9 protein-coding genes are annotated in these 16,195 nt (G+C 57.9%); 8 read left to right on the top strand and 1 reads right to left on the bottom strand.

Going from position 1 to position 16,195, the window contains the following annotated elements; translation table 11 throughout:
- The first annotated feature begins 35 nt into the window (after positions 1-35).
- The 4 genes from AACY42_RS25320 to AACY42_RS25305 are packed head-to-tail and all read left to right on the top strand — an operon-like array spanning position 36 to position 5,162.
- On the top strand, positions 36-518 hold the full coding sequence (locus tag AACY42_RS25320) for a formate dehydrogenase subunit gamma (RefSeq protein ID WP_339483081.1): 483 nt from the start codon (positions 36-38) through the stop codon (positions 516-518).
- On the top strand, positions 512-2,071 hold the full coding sequence (locus tag AACY42_RS25315; protein ID WP_339483080.1) for a formate dehydrogenase beta subunit: 1,560 nt from the start codon (positions 512-514) through the stop codon (positions 2,069-2,071). The genes AACY42_RS25320 and AACY42_RS25315 overlap by 7 nt, the downstream gene beginning before the upstream one ends.
- Complete coding sequence (gene fdhF / locus AACY42_RS25310) at positions 2,068-4,944, top strand: formate dehydrogenase subunit alpha (protein ID WP_339483078.1); 2,877 nt, start codon at positions 2,068-2,070, stop codon at positions 4,942-4,944. The genes AACY42_RS25315 and fdhF overlap by 4 nt, the downstream gene beginning before the upstream one ends.
- Complete coding sequence (locus AACY42_RS25305) at positions 4,941-5,162, top strand: formate dehydrogenase subunit delta (protein ID WP_339483077.1); 222 nt, start codon at positions 4,941-4,943, stop codon at positions 5,160-5,162. Before fdhF ends, AACY42_RS25305 begins: the two co-directional genes overlap by 4 nt.
- A gap of 86 nt (positions 5,163-5,248) precedes the next feature.
- Here the strand turns inward: AACY42_RS25305 and AACY42_RS25300 are convergent, their stop codons facing one another.
- Positions 5,249-5,770 (bottom strand): AidA/PixA family protein, encoded by a 522-nt coding sequence (locus tag AACY42_RS25300; protein ID WP_339483075.1) that lies wholly within the window; start codon positions 5,768-5,770, stop codon positions 5,249-5,251.
- Between the two features lie 632 nt (positions 5,771-6,402).
- Between AACY42_RS25300 and AACY42_RS25295 the strand changes: the two genes are divergently transcribed.
- The 4 genes from AACY42_RS25295 (at position 6,403) to AACY42_RS25280 (ending at position 16,190) form a co-directional block, all read left to right on the top strand.
- The gene (locus AACY42_RS25295; RefSeq protein ID WP_339483073.1) at positions 6,403-6,717 is read left to right on the top strand and encodes an ArsR/SmtB family transcription factor; all 315 of its coding nucleotides are present in this window, start codon (positions 6,403-6,405) and stop codon (positions 6,715-6,717) included.
- A gap of 21 nt (positions 6,718-6,738) precedes the next feature.
- Positions 6,739-7,599, top strand: coding sequence for a DMT family transporter (locus tag AACY42_RS25290; RefSeq protein ID WP_339483072.1), 861 nt, complete (start codon positions 6,739-6,741; stop codon positions 7,597-7,599).
- Between the two features lie 140 nt (positions 7,600-7,739).
- Positions 7,740-10,772: an AMP-binding protein gene (locus AACY42_RS25285; RefSeq protein WP_339483070.1), complete on the top strand. Its 3,033-nt coding sequence runs from the start codon at positions 7,740-7,742 to the stop codon at positions 10,770-10,772.
- 42 nt (positions 10,773-10,814) lie between these two features.
- On the top strand, positions 10,815-16,190 hold the full coding sequence (locus AACY42_RS25280) for an SDR family NAD(P)-dependent oxidoreductase (RefSeq protein WP_339483069.1): 5,376 nt from the start codon (positions 10,815-10,817) through the stop codon (positions 16,188-16,190).
- The last annotated feature ends 5 nt before the right edge of the window (positions 16,191-16,195 follow it).

Here is a 16,195-nt window from a genome sequence, read left to right as displayed (position 1 = left end):
TGCGGCGGTGTCGTTCGAGATGCCGAGGTACGTTTATGCCCGATGAGACGCTTCACCTGCCGTTGATCCACAGCGTGCTTGCGCGCGAAAAGGACACCCCTGGTGCCCTGTTGCCTATTCTGCATGCCATCCAGGCAGGCTGCGGGTATGTCCCCGACAGCGCCGTCCCGGAGATCGCCCACGCCCTCAACCTCAGCCAGGCTGAAGTGCGCGGGGTCATCAGCTTCTACCACGATTTCCGTACCACGCCGCCAGCGCGCCATACCCTGCGTCTGTGCCGGGCGGAGTCCTGCAAGAGCATGGGCGCCGATACCCTGGCTGCGCAGTTGCGCGAGCAATTGGCGCTGGACGATCACGGCACCAGTGCCGATGGCAGCATCAGCCTGCGGCCGGTCTATTGCCTGGGGGCCTGTGTTTGCTCGCCGGCCCTGGAACTGGACGGGGAGCTGCATGCGCGGATCACGCCCGAGCGTCTGCGTCAGTTGGTCAATGACTGTATGGAGGAGGGCGCATGCTGACGCTCTGTATCCCCCAGGATTCGGTAGCCCGTGCCGTGGGCGCGGACAAGGTGGCCGATGCGTTGGCCCGTGAGGCTGAGCGTCGACAACTGCCGTTGACGGTGTTGCGCACCAGTTCCCGTGGCCTCTATTGGTTGGAGCCGCTGGTGGAGCTTGAAAGCGCCGGCGTCCGGCTGGGCTTTGGCCCTGTCACACCGGCCGATGTGCCGAGCCTGCTGGATGCGCTGGCAGGCGATCCCGGCAGCCATCCACTGGCCCTGGGGCCGGTGGAGGAGATTCCCTATCTCAAGAGCCAGCAGCGCCTGCTGTTCGCGCGTGCCGGCATCACGCAACCGTTGTCCCTGGATGACTACCGTGCCCAGGGTGGCTTCCTGGGCCTGGCCCGGTCCATCCAAATGGAGGGCACGGACGTGGTCGCCAGCGTGCTGGATTCCGGCTTGCGTGGTCGGGGCGGTGCGGCGTTCCCCGCGGGCATCAAGTGGCGCACCGTGCGTGATGCCGCGGGGGCGCAGAAGTATGTGGTGTGTAACGCCGATGAAGGCGACTCCGGCACCTTCGCCGACCGCATGCTGATGGAAGGTGACCCCTTCCTGCTAATCGAAGGCATGATCATTGCCGGCATCGCCGTAGGCGCGACGATGGGCTACATCTACGTGCGTTCGGAGTACCCGGCCGCCGTCAGTACGCTGAACGAAGCGCTGCGCATTGCTCGTGACGCCGGTTATCTGGGCGCGAACGTGAGCGGTAGCGATTGCGCCTTCGACATCGAGGTTCGTGTCGGGGGCGGCGCTTATATCTGTGGCGAAGAAACCGCATTGCTGGAATCCCTCGAGGGCAAGCGCGGCACGGTTCGCGCCAAACCGCCACTGCCAGCGATTCAAGGCCTGTTCGGGCTGCCTACCCTGGTGCACAACGTGGTGACCCTGGCCTCGGTGCCGATCATCCTGGAGAAGGGCGCGCAGTTCTATCGCGACTTCGGCATGGGCCGCTCCCTGGGCACGATGCCGTTCCAACTGGCCGGCAATGTCCGTCAGGGTGGCTTGGTGGAGCGGGCCTTCGGCCTGAGCCTGCGCGAACTGGTGGAAGGCTATGGCGGCGGTACAGCCAGCGGTCGGCCGCTGAAGGCCGCGCAAGTGGGCGGGCCGCTGGGTGCCTGGGTGCCGCCTTCGCAATTCGATGCGCCGCTGGACTACGAAGCGTTCGCCGCCATGGGCGCGATGCTCGGCCACGGTGGCGTGGTGGTTGCCGACGACAGCCTGGACATGGCCCAAATGGCCCGGTTCGCCTTGCAGTTCTGTGCCGAGGAATCCTGCGGCAAGTGCACGCCGTGCCGGATCGGCTCCACCCGCGGGGTTGAAGTGGTGGATCGCTTGATCGCCAGCACCGAAGCCGGTGCTCGCCAGGAACAGGTCCTGCTGCTGCAGGATCTGTGCGACACCCTGCAATACGGTTCGCTCTGTGCCCTCGGTGGGATGACGTCCTACCCTGTCGCCAGCGCCCTCAAGCATTTCCCCGCCGACTTCGGTCTGGCGACCACGGAGGCCGACCAATGATCAACATCTTCGACCCCAGCAGCGATATCGACCTGGGCACCCCGGCGCGCGAAAGCGACGTGCAGATCAGTCTGACTATCGACGGGCGCGAAATCAGCGTCCCCTCTGGCACCTCGGTCATGCGTGCCGCGGCCTTGCTCGGCACCACCATTCCCAAGCTCTGCGCCACCGACAGCCTGGAAGCCTTCGGCTCCTGCCGCATGTGCCTGGTGGAGATCGATGGCATGCGCGGTTATCCGGCGTCCTGCACCACGCCGGTAACCGAAGGCATGGTGGTTCGCACGCAAACCTCCAAGCTTGGCACGCTGCGCCGCAACGTAATGGAGCTGTACATTTCCGACCACCCGCTGGACTGCCTGACCTGCTCGGCCAATGGCAACTGCGAATTGCAGACTGTGGCGGGGCAGGTGGGCCTGCGCGAAGTGCGCTACGGCTACGAAGGCGCCAACCACCTGGCCGAGGCCAAGGACGTTTCCAACCCGTATTTCGATTACGACCCGAGCAAGTGCATCGTCTGCAATCGCTGCGTGCGTGCTTGCGAGGAAATCCAGGGCACCTTCGCCCTGACCATCACCGGCCGCGGCTTCGATTCCCGGGTGGAAGCGGCCGGCGGTGACAACTTCCTCGATTCCGAGTGCGTGTCCTGCGGCGCCTGCGTGCAGGCGTGCCCGACAGCGACCCTGATCGACAAAAGCGTCGTGGAGATCGGCCAGCCGGAGCGAAGCGTCATTACCACGTGCGCCTACTGCGGTGTGGGTTGCTCGTTCCGCGCCGAGATGAAAGGCGAACAACTGGTGCGCATGGTCCCGGACAAGAACGGCCAGGCCAACCACGGCCACTCCTGCGTCAAGGGCCGCTTCGCCTGGGGCTACGCCACGCACCCGGACCGCATCACCAAGCCGATGATCCGCAAGCACATCAACGACCCGTGGCAGGAAGTCAGTTGGGATGAGGCGGTCACTTATGCCGCCAGCGAATTGCGCCGCATCCAGCTCAAGTACGGGCGTGACTCCATTGGCGGCATCACCTCCAGTCGCTGCACCAACGAAGAAACCTATCTGGTGCAGAAACTGGTGCGCACCGCGTTCGGCAACAACAACGTCGACACCTGTGCCCGTGTTTGCCATTCACCTACCGGTTACGGCCTCAAGCAGACCTTGGGCGAGTCCGCCGGCACTCAGAATTTCGACTCGGTGATGAAGGCCGACGTCATCCTGGTGATGGGCGCCAACCCCACTGACGCGCACCCGGTGTTCGGTTCCCAGCTCAAGCGCCGCTTGCGCCAGGGTGCACGGCTGATTGTCATCGACCCGCGGCGCATCGACCTGGTGGATTCGCCTCACGCCCGTGCCGAGCTGCACTTGCAGCTGCGTCCGGGCACCAACGTGGCAATGCTCAACGCGTTGGGCCATGTGATTGCCACCGAAGGCTTGATTGACCAGCCTTTTGTCGAGGCACGCTGCGAGGCGGCGGACTTCGCTCGCTGGCGCGATTTCGTCAGCCTGCCGGAAAATTCCCCCGAGGCCCTGGGCCCAGTGTGTGGCGTGCCTGCCGAGCAGATCCGCGCCGCCGCACGGCTCTACGCCACCGGAGGCAACGCGGCCATCTACTACGGCCTCGGTGTCACCGAGCACAGCCAAGGCAGTACCTCGGTCATGGGCATCGCCAACCTGGCCATGGCGACCGGCAACATCGGTCGCGAAGGTGTCGGGGTGAACCCGCTGCGAGGACAGAACAACGTTCAGGGTTCCTGCGACATGGGCTCATTCCCCCACGAGTTGCCGGGCTATCGGCACATTTCCAACGAGGTGGTACGTGCCGAGTTCGAGCAGGCTTGGAACGTCACCCTGCAACCCGACCCGGGCCTGCGTATTCCCAACATGTTCGAGGCGGCCCTGGACGGCACCTTCAAGGCGCTTTATTGCCAAGGCGAGGACATCGCCCAAAGCGACCCCAACACCCAGCATGTGACGGCCGCGCTGTCTGCTTTGGAATGCGTGATCGTCCAGGACATCTTCCTCAACGAGACGGCCAAGTTCGCCCATGTGTTCCTGCCGGGCAGCTCGTTCCTTGAGAAGGACGGCACCTTCACCAACGCCGAACGCCGCATCTCCCGCGTTCGCAAGGTGATGGACCCGTTGGCCGGCAAGGCCGATTGGGAAGCCACCATCGCCCTGGCTGACGCCCTGGGCTACAAGATGCATTACAACCATCCTTCGCAAATCATGGATGAAATCGCGCGTCTGACGCCGACTTTCACCCGCGTCAGCTACGCCGAACTGGATCGTCACGGCAGCCTGCAATGGCCTTGCAACGATGAAGCACCGGACGGTACCCCGACCATGCACATCGACCAATTCGTGCGCGGCAAGGGACGCTTCATGCTCACCGGCTACGTGCCCACCGAGGAAAAGGTCAACAGCCGCTATCCACTGCTGCTGACCACCGGGCGCATCCTCAGCCAGTACAACGTCGGCGCTCAGACTCGGCGTACCGACAACGTGGCCTGGCACGAGGAGGACCGCCTGGAAATCCATCCGACCGATGCCGAGAACCGTGGGATTGTCGACGAAGATTGGGTGGGTATCGGCAGTCGTGCCGGGCAGACGGTGCTGCGCGCGAAGGTGACCGAGCGGGTGGCACCGGGCGTGGTCTACACCACGTTCCACTTCCCTGAATCGGGTGCCAACGTGATCACCACCGACAACTCCGACTGGGCCACCAACTGCCCGGAATACAAGGTGACGGCGGTCGAGATCGTGCGGGTCAGCCAGCCTTCGGAATGGCAGAAGCGGTATCAGGCCTTCAGTGATGAACAGGGACGCTTGCTGAGGGAACGTCGTCATGCCGAGAAAGCCGAGGTGCGTCGATGAGCTCTGACAGCTTGATCAAGATGGCCAACCAGATCGCTCAGTATTTCGCCAGCGAGCCGGATCACACATTGGCGGTGAATGGTGTTCGCCAGCACATCAAGAGCTTTTGGACGCCGGCCATGTGCCGCGATTTGGCAGCCTGGCAAACGAAACACCCTGATGCTGTCCTGCACCCGTTGGTGTTGGCGGCGTTAACGGAGTTCAAAGAAACGGCTTAGCGGATGTCCTGCTGAACCTGCACACAGCCCCGGCCGGCGCCCTCGTCAACGACGAAGGGAGCCGACCGGGGTTGTGTGCATTTCAGTTATTGGTTATTGACGGTGATGTAGGGGTCCCACGTGTGGGTCTGGCCAATCTGGTTCAGGTCACGGTCCAGCAAAACGAAGGTGATGGTGTACCAGAGTTTCCCCGGATTCTCAGCCGTCGATTGCCACATGGTATAGATCACATCCGTTTTGGAAATGCCGCCGGGGGCAGCCTTGTTCAGATAGGGCACCACACCAGGGATGTTGAAAGAGTTCGGCTTCGACATGGTGCCCTTGTAGTCACCGCCCTGGTGAGGGTCGCCGCTCTCGACATCCTTGATCAAGGCGATGCGATCGAAGTTGCGCGACAGTGTGGTGGCGCGCCAGCGGATGTTGTCGCCGGGCTGTACGTCGAACCACAACTCGTTGCCGCCTTCGCCGGTGTTGCCGCTGGCATGGCTGTCGACGGCATCGCGGGTCACCAGCATGGAAATCGCACCGCCTACGTCGTTGGGGTGGGCGAGCAGGTAATCGGCGTCAACGTTGACGAGCACATCAATGGTTTGGGTCGATCCAGACATGTTGTTGCTCCTTGAGGGTAATGACGTTGGCGACCGCCCTGGTAAAGGGTGTCCGGCCACCCGGTCCCTGGGTGCGGTCTAGGGAGGAACGATAGGTGATGGCTTTGTAGTGTCAAATTTCGAATTCTTGACGCTGGCGAAACGAAGTGCAGCGCAGCACAACCAAGGCTTTGATTTACCTTTGTCGTGGCCGATCTCTTAATGGGCTTTTGGATGTTTTCTGAGGATATCAGTGGGTAAAGGCGCACAATCATTATCGGTGATTACTTCTGATCCTACGGAACACGGGAGGAGTTACCGACCGCGGTTCCGTTGCGGGGCTGTTCCGCCGTCCAGTGCGGCAATGAAGTGATGCATCAGGGGGCGCTGTACATCTTCTCGATGGATCGGCGCTCAAGGGGCCATAGCAGCAAACCATTCAACGTGTCCAGCAGCGCTTTGCCAGTTGGTACGCTCGAAGACGCTACAAGCTGTCCCGGTGTGCAGAGTGTTAACGCAAGTCATCACTGGCTGGGCGATATAACAACGGTCGTAGGTACTAGCGGAAATTTTCAAATTAAAGTTATAAGATGACCTTGAACGATTCGCATCGATCAAAAAAACGCATTGACATTTAGCTATATGAGGCTAGGATGAATCCACACGATAAATACATAGAGCAATCCAAAGCGTTTGCGGGTGAACCTCGAATCCTAATCCTTCAATGGCTTAAGGAGCCCCGTGCGCACTTCTCTCATCAAGTTACGGGTGATCCCGCGGCGATCGGTGTGTGCGTAACATTGATCACTGAAAAACTCGGTATGAGCCAGCCAACGGTGAGTCGGCACTTGGATCTATTGAGGCAAGCAGGGTTTTTGCGTGTGAACAAAATTGGCAAATGGGCATTTTATTCAAGAGACGAAACTGCAATCGATGAATACAAGGCGTGGCTGACACAGCAAGTCTGATGGAAATGGAGTTTGTTTAGTATGGATAGCGGCGTTTTTGGCGGACTTATGGTCATGTTGTGCTGGGGGGTTTCAGACTTTATTCAAAGTCTGATGATTCGTCAGTTAGGTACCGCAAAAACAATGCTGGTTCGCAATATATTTACCTTTGTGGTGGCCTCCCTCTTGGGGGCATATTTGATCATTTCACACCAGCTCAGGTTCGACGCCAACGCCGTGTTGATCATCACCTGCAGCTCTGCCGCCTATGTATCCGGCTATTATTTCTACATGCGAGGGTGTGAAGTCGGAAACTTGTCCTTGGTTTCTCCGATTGCTTCTACCTATAGCTTGGTTACTATCTTTTTCTCCATCATTTTCCTACAAGAAAGGTTAGCCCCGGCTGCCTGGATTGCCGTGTCCATTATTTTTATTGGCATTGTCATGACATCCGGCAATATCTTCCGGTCACTGCGTGGCGGCTCGCAAGGATTCCTCCAGGCCATCTTGGCCATGGCCGGCTTTGGCGTGGCCTTTTTTATCCTTGGTTTTTCCGCAAAGACACTTGATGTCACGAATGCTTTCTTTTATTCGGCATTAACTCAGGCTGTTCTTTTTGCTTCATTGGCACTGATCAGGAACGGCAAGCTGGAAAAAGGAGACGTGACTCGGCGTCGCGGGTGGATTTTCTTTGCGCACTCTTTATTGGTCAATGCAGGCTGGGTGTTTTATATATTCGCCTCCAAGATGGGGGATCTGTCGTTAGTGACGCCTATCAGCTCGGTGTACTCCGGTGTTACTGTGTTGTTAGCTATCGCGATCTACAGAGAGATAACGACGGTGGTGCAGAAGGTTGGAATAGGTACCGTTCTGGTTGGTGTCTTTTTACTAAGTTACAAATAATCGAAACTTATCCTGTTGCCACTACTCGCTTTAAAGAATGACTAATATTGCTGTGCTGAATGCATCGGCTGGTCATTTGGTACTGCATGCATAACCCATTTAAGTTCTATGTACCGATTGCGGTAGAAGGAGTTCTTGGAATGATGCAGCTGTCAATACACCCCATCAATTACTCATCCGTTCCACTGGACCTTGTTGCTAGAATCGATACATGGGCGAATCAGTACCCCGAGAGAATAGCAATAATGTCTCGAGGACAGCCGATTGCCTACGCTGAACTTTCAAGCCGAAGAAAGGCGCTCGCCAAGCACCTTGTCTGCGAAGGCTTTGGATTGGGGAGCAAGATTGGGATCTACTTGCCCAGGGAACCTGATCTGATCGTCGCGCTGACAGCGGTCCTGTCGATAGGGGCAATCTTTGTTCCGCTCCCCCCGGATTCGCCGTTACAGCGTAATGAGCTTATCGCCACGCTCGCCAACCTCGATGTCGTGATTAAATCTCAATCGGTTGATCTTTCACGATGGCCGGTGGGCGCTTTTTTAGATATTGAGGACGTCGATTGGAGCGATTCGACGCTGCCCTTTGACCCCGTGGTCGATGATGCTTCGCTTGCCTATATGTTGTTCACGTCAGGCTCAACGGGTCTCCCAAAGGGCGTGATGGTCCGTCGGCAAAATCTTGCCTATTTTTTATCTGCGATGAATGAGGTGATCAATTTTTCGGCATGGGGCGCGCTGGTTTCCACGACGACCTACGGCTTTGATATTTCCATCCTGGAGTTTTTTCTGCCCTTGGCTCAAGGTGGAACGCTGTACTTGGCCAGTGAGCAACAGGCCAGGGATGGACAGGCGATCGCGACATTACTTGATCAATGCGACCGTGCGCTGCTTCAAGCCACCCCAGCCACCTGGAGACTGCTGATAGCAGCAGGGTGGCCCCGCACCTGCGCCGTCGGAGCGCTGTGTGGCGGTGAAACATTGCCCGTCGAGCTGGGTAAGAAAATCTTTCAGTCGGCGCGGGCGGCATGGAACCTTTATGGGCCGACAGAAACAACGATTTGGTCTTTCTGTCACAGATTACAGGCCGACGATTTTACCGGCTCTGCCACAAGTATTCCCATAGGCCAGCCATTGCCTGGCACTCACTTTCGATTGTGTCCGTCAGATGACCCCTTAGAGTCCGAATTGGTGATTGAGGGGCCTGGGGTCAGTGCCGGTTATTTCAATCGGGACGATCTGACGGCGGAAAAATTTCAGACAACTGAAGCAAAGAGCGGCACTTCAGTGGCTTACTACACCGGCGATCGGGTTCGCCGGCAGCCCGATAACTCCCTGGTTTTCATCGGACGTAAAGACCGACAACTGAAGTTGAACGGTTACCGTATCGAGCCGGGCGAGGTCGAGGCCGCCCTTGATAAGTCCGGCCTCGTCAGTCAATCGGTCGTCACCCTGGTGGAGCACGCTCATGATGACCACAGGCTGGCCGCCTATGTCGTGCTGGATGGCAGTGTGTTGGGGCAGCAACGCGATGCGGATGCCGGGGTCTGGCTTGACGTGTGGGAGGCGGCTTATCTGTCGGCGCAGAAAAATGAGATCGCCAGTGCCGAAAGTGGTTACACCTCAAGTTTTTCCGGCGAGTTGATCCCGGACAGCGATCTGCGTGAATGGGTGCAGGCGACAGCTTCTCGTGTTCTGGCTTTCTCAGACCAATCAGTACTGGATGTAGGCTGCGGTATCGGGATGACTGGAGCCGCACTGCTGGAAAGAGGCGTCCGGCGTTATGTGGGCTGCGATGCTTCTGAAGCGGCGATTGAGTCCGCGCGACGACGGCTGGAGGCGGGCGGTAGCAATGCAGCCGCATTCGTGCTGGTTAAAATGGCGGCCCATGAGCTTGATGCGCTGGGTGAGGCACCTTTCGACGTGGTACTTCTGAACTCCGTCATTCAGTACTTCCCAGGCATTGATTACCTTGTCGATGTACTTCAGAAAGCATCCGCGTTGTGCAAAGACGGCGGCGTGATTGTGATCGGTGATGTGCCCTACGAATCCCTGAAACACGTCTTGTCCGCTGCCGCGAGTCGTACCCGCAAAAAGTTACAGCGTGCACTCCCGGTGATCGGAGAAGGGGAGTTGTGGCTCGATCCTTTGCAAATCAAGCAAGTGGCCTACACGCTTGAGCGAATCGTCAACGTAGAGACCGAGTTGCGAGCAGGACAAGGTAGCGATGAAATGACTCGTTATCGTTACGACGTCATCATAAGGCTCGACACGGATGAGCGAACGATCTTAAAACCGGTGACACGCTACTCGTATCAACATGAGCGTCTGCACGAGCAAGACCTGAGTCAATGGTTGGCATCCGCCCCTTCGGCGTTTGTGCTGACAGGTGTTCCAAACGCTAGAATCAGCCTGGACCTCCAGCTTTCCAGAAGCGCTCCCTCAAACATCCCAGACGAAGCTTGCGACCCTGAATACATTCGCCGCTGGGCCGCCGACCGCCATCGTCAAGCCAGGGTGCGCTGGAACGAGAGTCTCCCCGCGGGAACGATGGACGTATTCGTGGGGCCGCATAACAGCCTGGATCCCACGTTTGAGCCTCGCCCTAGCGTGGGTGGCGAGCGGGCTGAGCAAGCCTTTGTCAGGGAAGTCGATGACCTTGCTAGCCGGCAAGATGTCATCGAGAAACTCAAAGATTCCCTCCGAACCCATCTTCCCTCGTACATGATTCCCGCCCATTTTGTTTTCCTGGAGCACTTTCCGCTCACGTTCAACGGAAAGCTGGATGTCGCAGCACTCGAGCGGTTAGCACCTCAGGTCCAACCCAGGCCATCGCACGCAGACGATCCATCGTTGTCGGTAAAACAACGCCTGACGCGAGTATGGTCCGACATCCTGATGACCCCTTCGGTACATCCCATGCGGAGTTTTTTTGCCCAGGGAGGCTCCTCTCTGCTCATCGTAAACCTGACCAGGACGTTGAACGATGCCTTTGGCTTGAAGCTTCAGGTCACTGAGCTTTTTGAAGACAACTGCATCGATGCCCAAACGCGTTTGATTAGCCGAAAACTGGGATTGGATGACGCCTCGTCCTCGAAGTTGACCCCTTCTTCCAGTACGAGCCGCAGGAACGCAGCCATTAAATCAGCGGCTCGTAAACGCCAGAAGCAGCTATAGGCGCCGCGTGGCTAAGTCACCATCAATTTGGGAGAGAACAGGATGAGCGAGATCAGATATCACGGAAATGAGATTGCCGTTATTTCCATGGCTTGCCGATTCCCGGGCGCCGACTCCATCGAGCAATTCTGGGAAAACTTAACATCGGGTCACGAGTCCATTGAGGCTGTTTCTCTGGGCTCTTTGCTGGAAGCTGGTGTTCCGGCTGAACGGGCTAATCGGGAAGACTACGTTGCCATGACGGCCCGTCTGAATAATGTCGATCGGTTCGACGCTGGTTTTTTCGAAATGACAGCACGCGAGGCAGCGATTACCGACCCCCAGCATCGACTGTTACTTGAGTGTGCCTGGGAGGCGTTGGACGCCGCGGGATTGAGTAAGGACCGTGAGGCATTGAACATTGGCGTGTTCGCTGGCGCAGGTCACAACGGTTACCTTCACACCAATGTTATGGGGGAGAAGGACGCCTGCGAAACCGGCTTTTTGGACAGCAGTGCCGGTTTCATGAGTTTGTTGGGTAACGATAAGGATTATCTGTCGACGCGGATTGCTTATAAGTTGGGGTTGCGTGGTCCCGGTCTAAACATCCAGACGGCGTGCTCGACTTCGTTGGTCTCGATTCATATGGCGTGCCAAAGCCTGCTCCTGGGCGAGTGTGATGTTGCATTGGCCGGGGGCGTGACCGTTCTGGTGCCCCATGCCTTGGGTTATGTCTACCAAGAGGGGATGATCCAATCGCCAGATGGGCACTGTCGGGCGTTCGATTCCGCCGCCCGGGGCACGGTTTTTGGAAGTGGCGCCGCACTGGTCACTCTCAAGAGGCTTAGCGATGCACTGGAAGCGGGCGATCCCATTCAGGCTGTCATTAAGGGATCGGCCATCAATAACGACGGTTCCAACAAAGTCAGCTTCGCCGCCCCCAGCTCCCGAGGACAAGCCCAAGTCATTGAACGGGCACTTGAGAATGCGCAGGTGAGCGCCGCGACTCTCGACTTTGTAGAGGCCCATGGTACAGGCACCCCATTAGGCGATCCGATTGAGTTCAAAGCGCTGATGGATGTGTTTACACAGCACGGCGCCAAGGCAAACACCTGTGCATTGGGTTCGGTGAAAACCAACATCGGCCATCTCATCGCAGCCGCTGGCGTGGCGGGTTTTATCAAGACGGTGTTGGCTCTCAAGCACCGGACAATTCCCGCCACGCTGCACTTCAAGAGCGCCAATAAAGACATCCATCTGGACGGCAGTCCGTTCTTTATCAGCACCAAAACCCTTCCATGGCCGACCACCGATTCACCCCGCCGCGCAGGCGTCAGCTCCTTTGGGGTGGGCGGTACGAATGCCCATGTTGTTCTTGAGCAGGCCCCCCTGACGTCGGCGCCTTCGCTGAACGAGTCCGGCGGCCCCTACCTGCTGGCTCTTTGCGCCAAGGATCGTGGCGCCCTGGCAGACCTCATCGACCAGTACCGCGAATTGCTCGAACGCCCGACTGTGTCGTCGCTGCGTGATATCTGTTACAGCGCCCGTGCCGGACGGGCAGAATTCCCTTTTCGATACACCGTGTCGGCTCGAGGGTCAGAAACCCTTCTGACAAAACTCCAACAAGAAGACAACGATATTCACTGGGTCGACCCTGCCAAGGAGACCGGGCTGGTGTTCGTGTTCACGGGGCAAGGTGCCCAGTTTCCAGGCATGGGCAAAGATCTCTACCCGCATAACGAGGTGTTTCGAGCTGCGATTGATCGTTGCGATGCGATTGCGCAAACCTGCATGGGAATATCCCTGCGCACGATCCTTTTTCCTGCACCAGGCGATGAAGCTGGGCTTATAGATCAGACACGCTATGCGCAACCTGCCTTGTTTGCGTTGGAGTATTCCCTTGCTCAGGTTTGGCTGAGCTTTGGCGTTGTCCCCGATATTGTGCTTGGGCACAGTCTCGGTGAGTTTTCGGCAGCTTGTGTGGCGGGTGTGTTCAGTCTTGAAGACGGTATGGCCCTGGTCGCCGAACGTGGGCGCCTCATGCAGTCGCTCCCCCTGGATGGCGGAATGTCAGCCGTCTCGTTGAACCACGACGAGGTGAGCAAGTTGCTGGCTCAGCATGCCATTGATCTGAGCATCGCCGCCGTCAACGCCCCGGGCAACGTGGTGGTTTCCGGCGCCCTGAGCGAGTTGAGCAGGCTCTACCCGGTGCTCGATATGCTGGGGACCAAGTACACGCGCCTGAATGTCTCCCATGCGTTTCATTCCGAACTGATGGAACCGATACTCAAGCCCTTTGCTGGCGTTCTGGGGCGCATCAGAATGTCGGCACCCCGCTATCCACTGATCAGCAACGTCAGCGGGGAGATAACCCAAGAGCGCCTGATGACGTCGGAGCATTGGCTTGACCATATTCGCCAGCCGGTACGTTTCATGGACTGCATCCGGGGCGCATTCAAAAAAGGTGGCCGCACTTTTCTGGAGATCGGGCCAAAGGCGGTGTTGTCGACGATTGGCGCGGCATGCCTGCAACCTGATGACGCCGACCAGACCAGGTGGATAACGAGCCTGAACAGCAAGGTCGCTGATCGCGAACAAATGCTCGAAAGCGCGGGGCACTTGTTCGAGGCCGGGATTGAACTTGACTGGGAGGTCCTTTTAGAGGGCTCGACGGCGACACGCATAGACACGCCAAGCTATCCATTTCAGCGGGTTCCCCATTGGAAAGGCCCCGGCGTTTCGGCAAAGCCTCAGTGGATGACGGCTGTGGACTGGGTGCAGCAACCCATCAAAGCGCAAGTAACCCATGACGATCAGAACGTCACCGGGGTCTGGCTGTTCATTGGAGGGACGAGCGAACTCGTCCAGGGTATCCAGAACGGCCTGTCAATTGGTGATGAACAGTTGGTTCGCGTTATATTCGCGGCCGATTGCCGTCGGATCAGCGCCAATATCTGGCACATCAGGTCCGACTCCCCCTCCGATATCCACGAGGTGTTCCGAACGCTGCTCATATCAGCGCGGAACCCGCTCAGAGGCGTTATCCACCTCGGAGGGACCGAGCAACGTTCTGCAGACAACCCTCCTTTAGGTAGCGAAGACTTTGGTGCCCTGAATGCCGGTCTCTACAGCGTGTTGGCTACGTTGCAAGCGCTGGCGGCCAGCTCCAGATCAGAGGCCGCCAGGCTCTGGATCGTGACGCGCGCAGCGGTAAACGTGCGTTCCGCTGCTTCGTCGATCAACGTTTCGCAAGCCACACTTTGGGGACTGTCCAAAGTGATCGCCCAGGAAGAACCGGCTGTTTGGGGCGGTTTCATAGACTTGCCACCGAGCATCGAGGAGGTCGGTGCCGATCTGTTTCTAGCCTCGCAATTGATTCTTGCAAATGGGCAGGAAGATCAATTCGCTATCCGTCATTCCAGCGTGCATGTGCCTCGACTCATAGACGTGTCGCCAGCTAAATCGAGGCCTGTGGCGCTAAGTCCGGATGCGACCTATTTGGTCGTTGGTGGGTTGGGTGGGCTAGGGCGCGAGGTCCTTGCATGGTTAGTGGAAAAGGGGGCCCGTCATTTGGCGGTGGTCGGACGCAAATCGCTGGAAGCGACTGGCTCGACCGTGTTGGAAACGTTTAGACGTCAGGGGGTGGATATCGACTACCTCATTATGGATATCGCATCCCGTGAGGCTGTTGAGCCGCTGATGTCGTACATAGGTGCTCTGCAATGGCCGTTACGGGGTGTGCTGCAGTTGGCGGGGACTGTTGAAGATGCGGTCCTCTCGAAATTGAGCACAACCTCTCTCAGGCATGTCTTGTCGCCGAAGCTGCAGGGCACCCAGGTGCTGGACCATGTCACCCGCGCCCAGTCGCTGGACTTTTTCGTAGGTTTCTCGTCAATTAGTGCGTCGTTGGGGTTCAAGGGGCAGGCGAACTATGTTGCGGCCAACAGTGCGATGGACGCCATCATGGAAAACCGCGTCAGTTCGGGGTTACCTGGTTTAAGCATCGCGTGGGGACCTTGGTCATCCGAAGGCATGGCCAGCCGGGTCGATAAGGTGTTCAAGAAGCGTTTGTCGACGTTAGGCATCAATTACATGACTGCGAAAGTCGGCCTGCAGAAGTTGTGGGACAACCTGGGGGCACAAGGTGTCGTCGGTATCGCACCGATCGACTGGGCGCCCTATAAGGCGCATTTACAATCCAGCGACTGGCCGTACCTATCGCTTATTGAAGCGCAACACTCAGCGGGCAAAACAATCGTGGAACGCGACACCGTCCCCTTTCTCGAGGCTGTGTTGTTGCTCGATGGCGAACAACGGCAGGCCTTCATCCGGAGCAAGTTGATGTCCGTTGCGGCCCGGGTTGCAGGCAATCTCGATGCCGACGCAAGTCCAGTGGACAAGTCGCTCACAATGATGGGTTTTGATTCGTTGATGACCGTTGAATTTCGCAACAGTCTAAAAAAACTCGGTATTAACTTTCCCCTGGACAGGCTTATCGTCGGTGCCACCCTCAGCGACATCAACGACTTCGTACTTGAGCAGCTTGAGGCGGTCCGTCAAGGCGACCCAACCGAGCGAGCAGGCAGTAGCCCTCCTGAGCGGCAGGAAGTGCAGACGCCAGACTGCGTGGTTATTCCGATGCCTAGACCAGAAGCAACGCTTCGCTTGTTTTGCTTTCCCTATGCAGGCGGCGGGCCCGCGGTATTCAAGGATTGGGCGGGTCGGTTGCCCAATCATATCGAGCTTTGCTTACTGCAACTGCCCGGTCGTAATGCACGGCTGAGGGAAAAATCGTACACCCGCATGGAAGAGCTGGTGACAAAACTGACACCTGATCTGATCCCCTACCTAGACCGGCCGTTCGCATTCTTTGGTTTGTGCTTGGGCGGCGTACAGGCATTCGAGGTGGCTCAACGCCTGGTCCATGTACATAACCTGCATCCGACACATTTGATTTTCGCAGGGAGTCGGGCACCGCACTTTTACAACGAGCATCAATTCGCTTCCGATGTACTGCAGTTCAATTACGAGTCGGATCGTGAGCCCGCGGTGAGCGATGACGGCGAGCTCATTGCAATGCTCAAGGAAATGAATTTTGCCAACAATCAAGCACTGTTCGATGACGCTGAAATGCGTGACTTGATGCTTCCCATCATCAAGGCTGACTATGAAATAAATAACACCTATCTGTATGAGGCCAGCCCCCGTCTTGAGGTCCCCATTACCTCGATTGGAGGGCGTATCGACCCTTACGCCACGGGGGTGCACATCACCGGCTGGCGTGAGCATACGACTCATGCGTTCAAGTCGGTGTTCTGTGCGGGGGACCATTACTTCGTGGAAGGGCAGCGCGACCTGATAGCCAGTATCGTGGTGGAAACCCTCGCCAGTTCCCCCCATTCAACAATCAGCCGCTCAGCAGAAACCGTCCATCAATAGGAGAG

Origin of the sequence: Pseudomonas sp. RL_5y_Pfl2_73 (assembly GCF_963970515.1) — a bacterium.
Classification (GTDB): Bacteria; Pseudomonadota; Gammaproteobacteria; order Pseudomonadales; family Pseudomonadaceae; genus Aquipseudomonas.
Note: the sequence above shows the minus strand (reverse complement) of the source record. Positions and strands in the feature narration are given on the sequence as shown.

Coding starts and splice junctions, on each gene's coding strand:
- AACY42_RS25290 (WP_339483072.1), top strand. CDS start 6,739: ATGGATAGCGGCGTTTTTGGCGGACTTATGGTCATGTTGTGCTGGGGG.
- AACY42_RS25280 (WP_339483069.1), top strand. CDS start 10,815: ATGAGCGAGATCAGATATCACGGAAATGAGATTGCCGTTATTTCCATG.
- AACY42_RS25305 (WP_339483077.1), top strand. CDS start 4,941: ATGAGCTCTGACAGCTTGATCAAGATGGCCAACCAGATCGCTCAGTAT.
- AACY42_RS25320 (WP_339483081.1), top strand. CDS start 36: ATGCCCGATGAGACGCTTCACCTGCCGTTGATCCACAGCGTGCTTGCG.
- AACY42_RS25315 (WP_339483080.1), top strand. CDS start 512: ATGCTGACGCTCTGTATCCCCCAGGATTCGGTAGCCCGTGCCGTGGGC.
- AACY42_RS25295 (WP_339483073.1), top strand. CDS start 6,403: ATGAATCCACACGATAAATACATAGAGCAATCCAAAGCGTTTGCGGGT.
- AACY42_RS25300 (WP_339483075.1), bottom strand. CDS start 5,770: ATGTCTGGATCGACCCAAACCATTGATGTGCTCGTCAACGTTGACGCC.
- fdhF (WP_339483078.1), top strand. CDS start 2,068: ATGATCAACATCTTCGACCCCAGCAGCGATATCGACCTGGGCACCCCG.
- AACY42_RS25285 (WP_339483070.1), top strand. CDS start 7,740: ATGATGCAGCTGTCAATACACCCCATCAATTACTCATCCGTTCCACTG.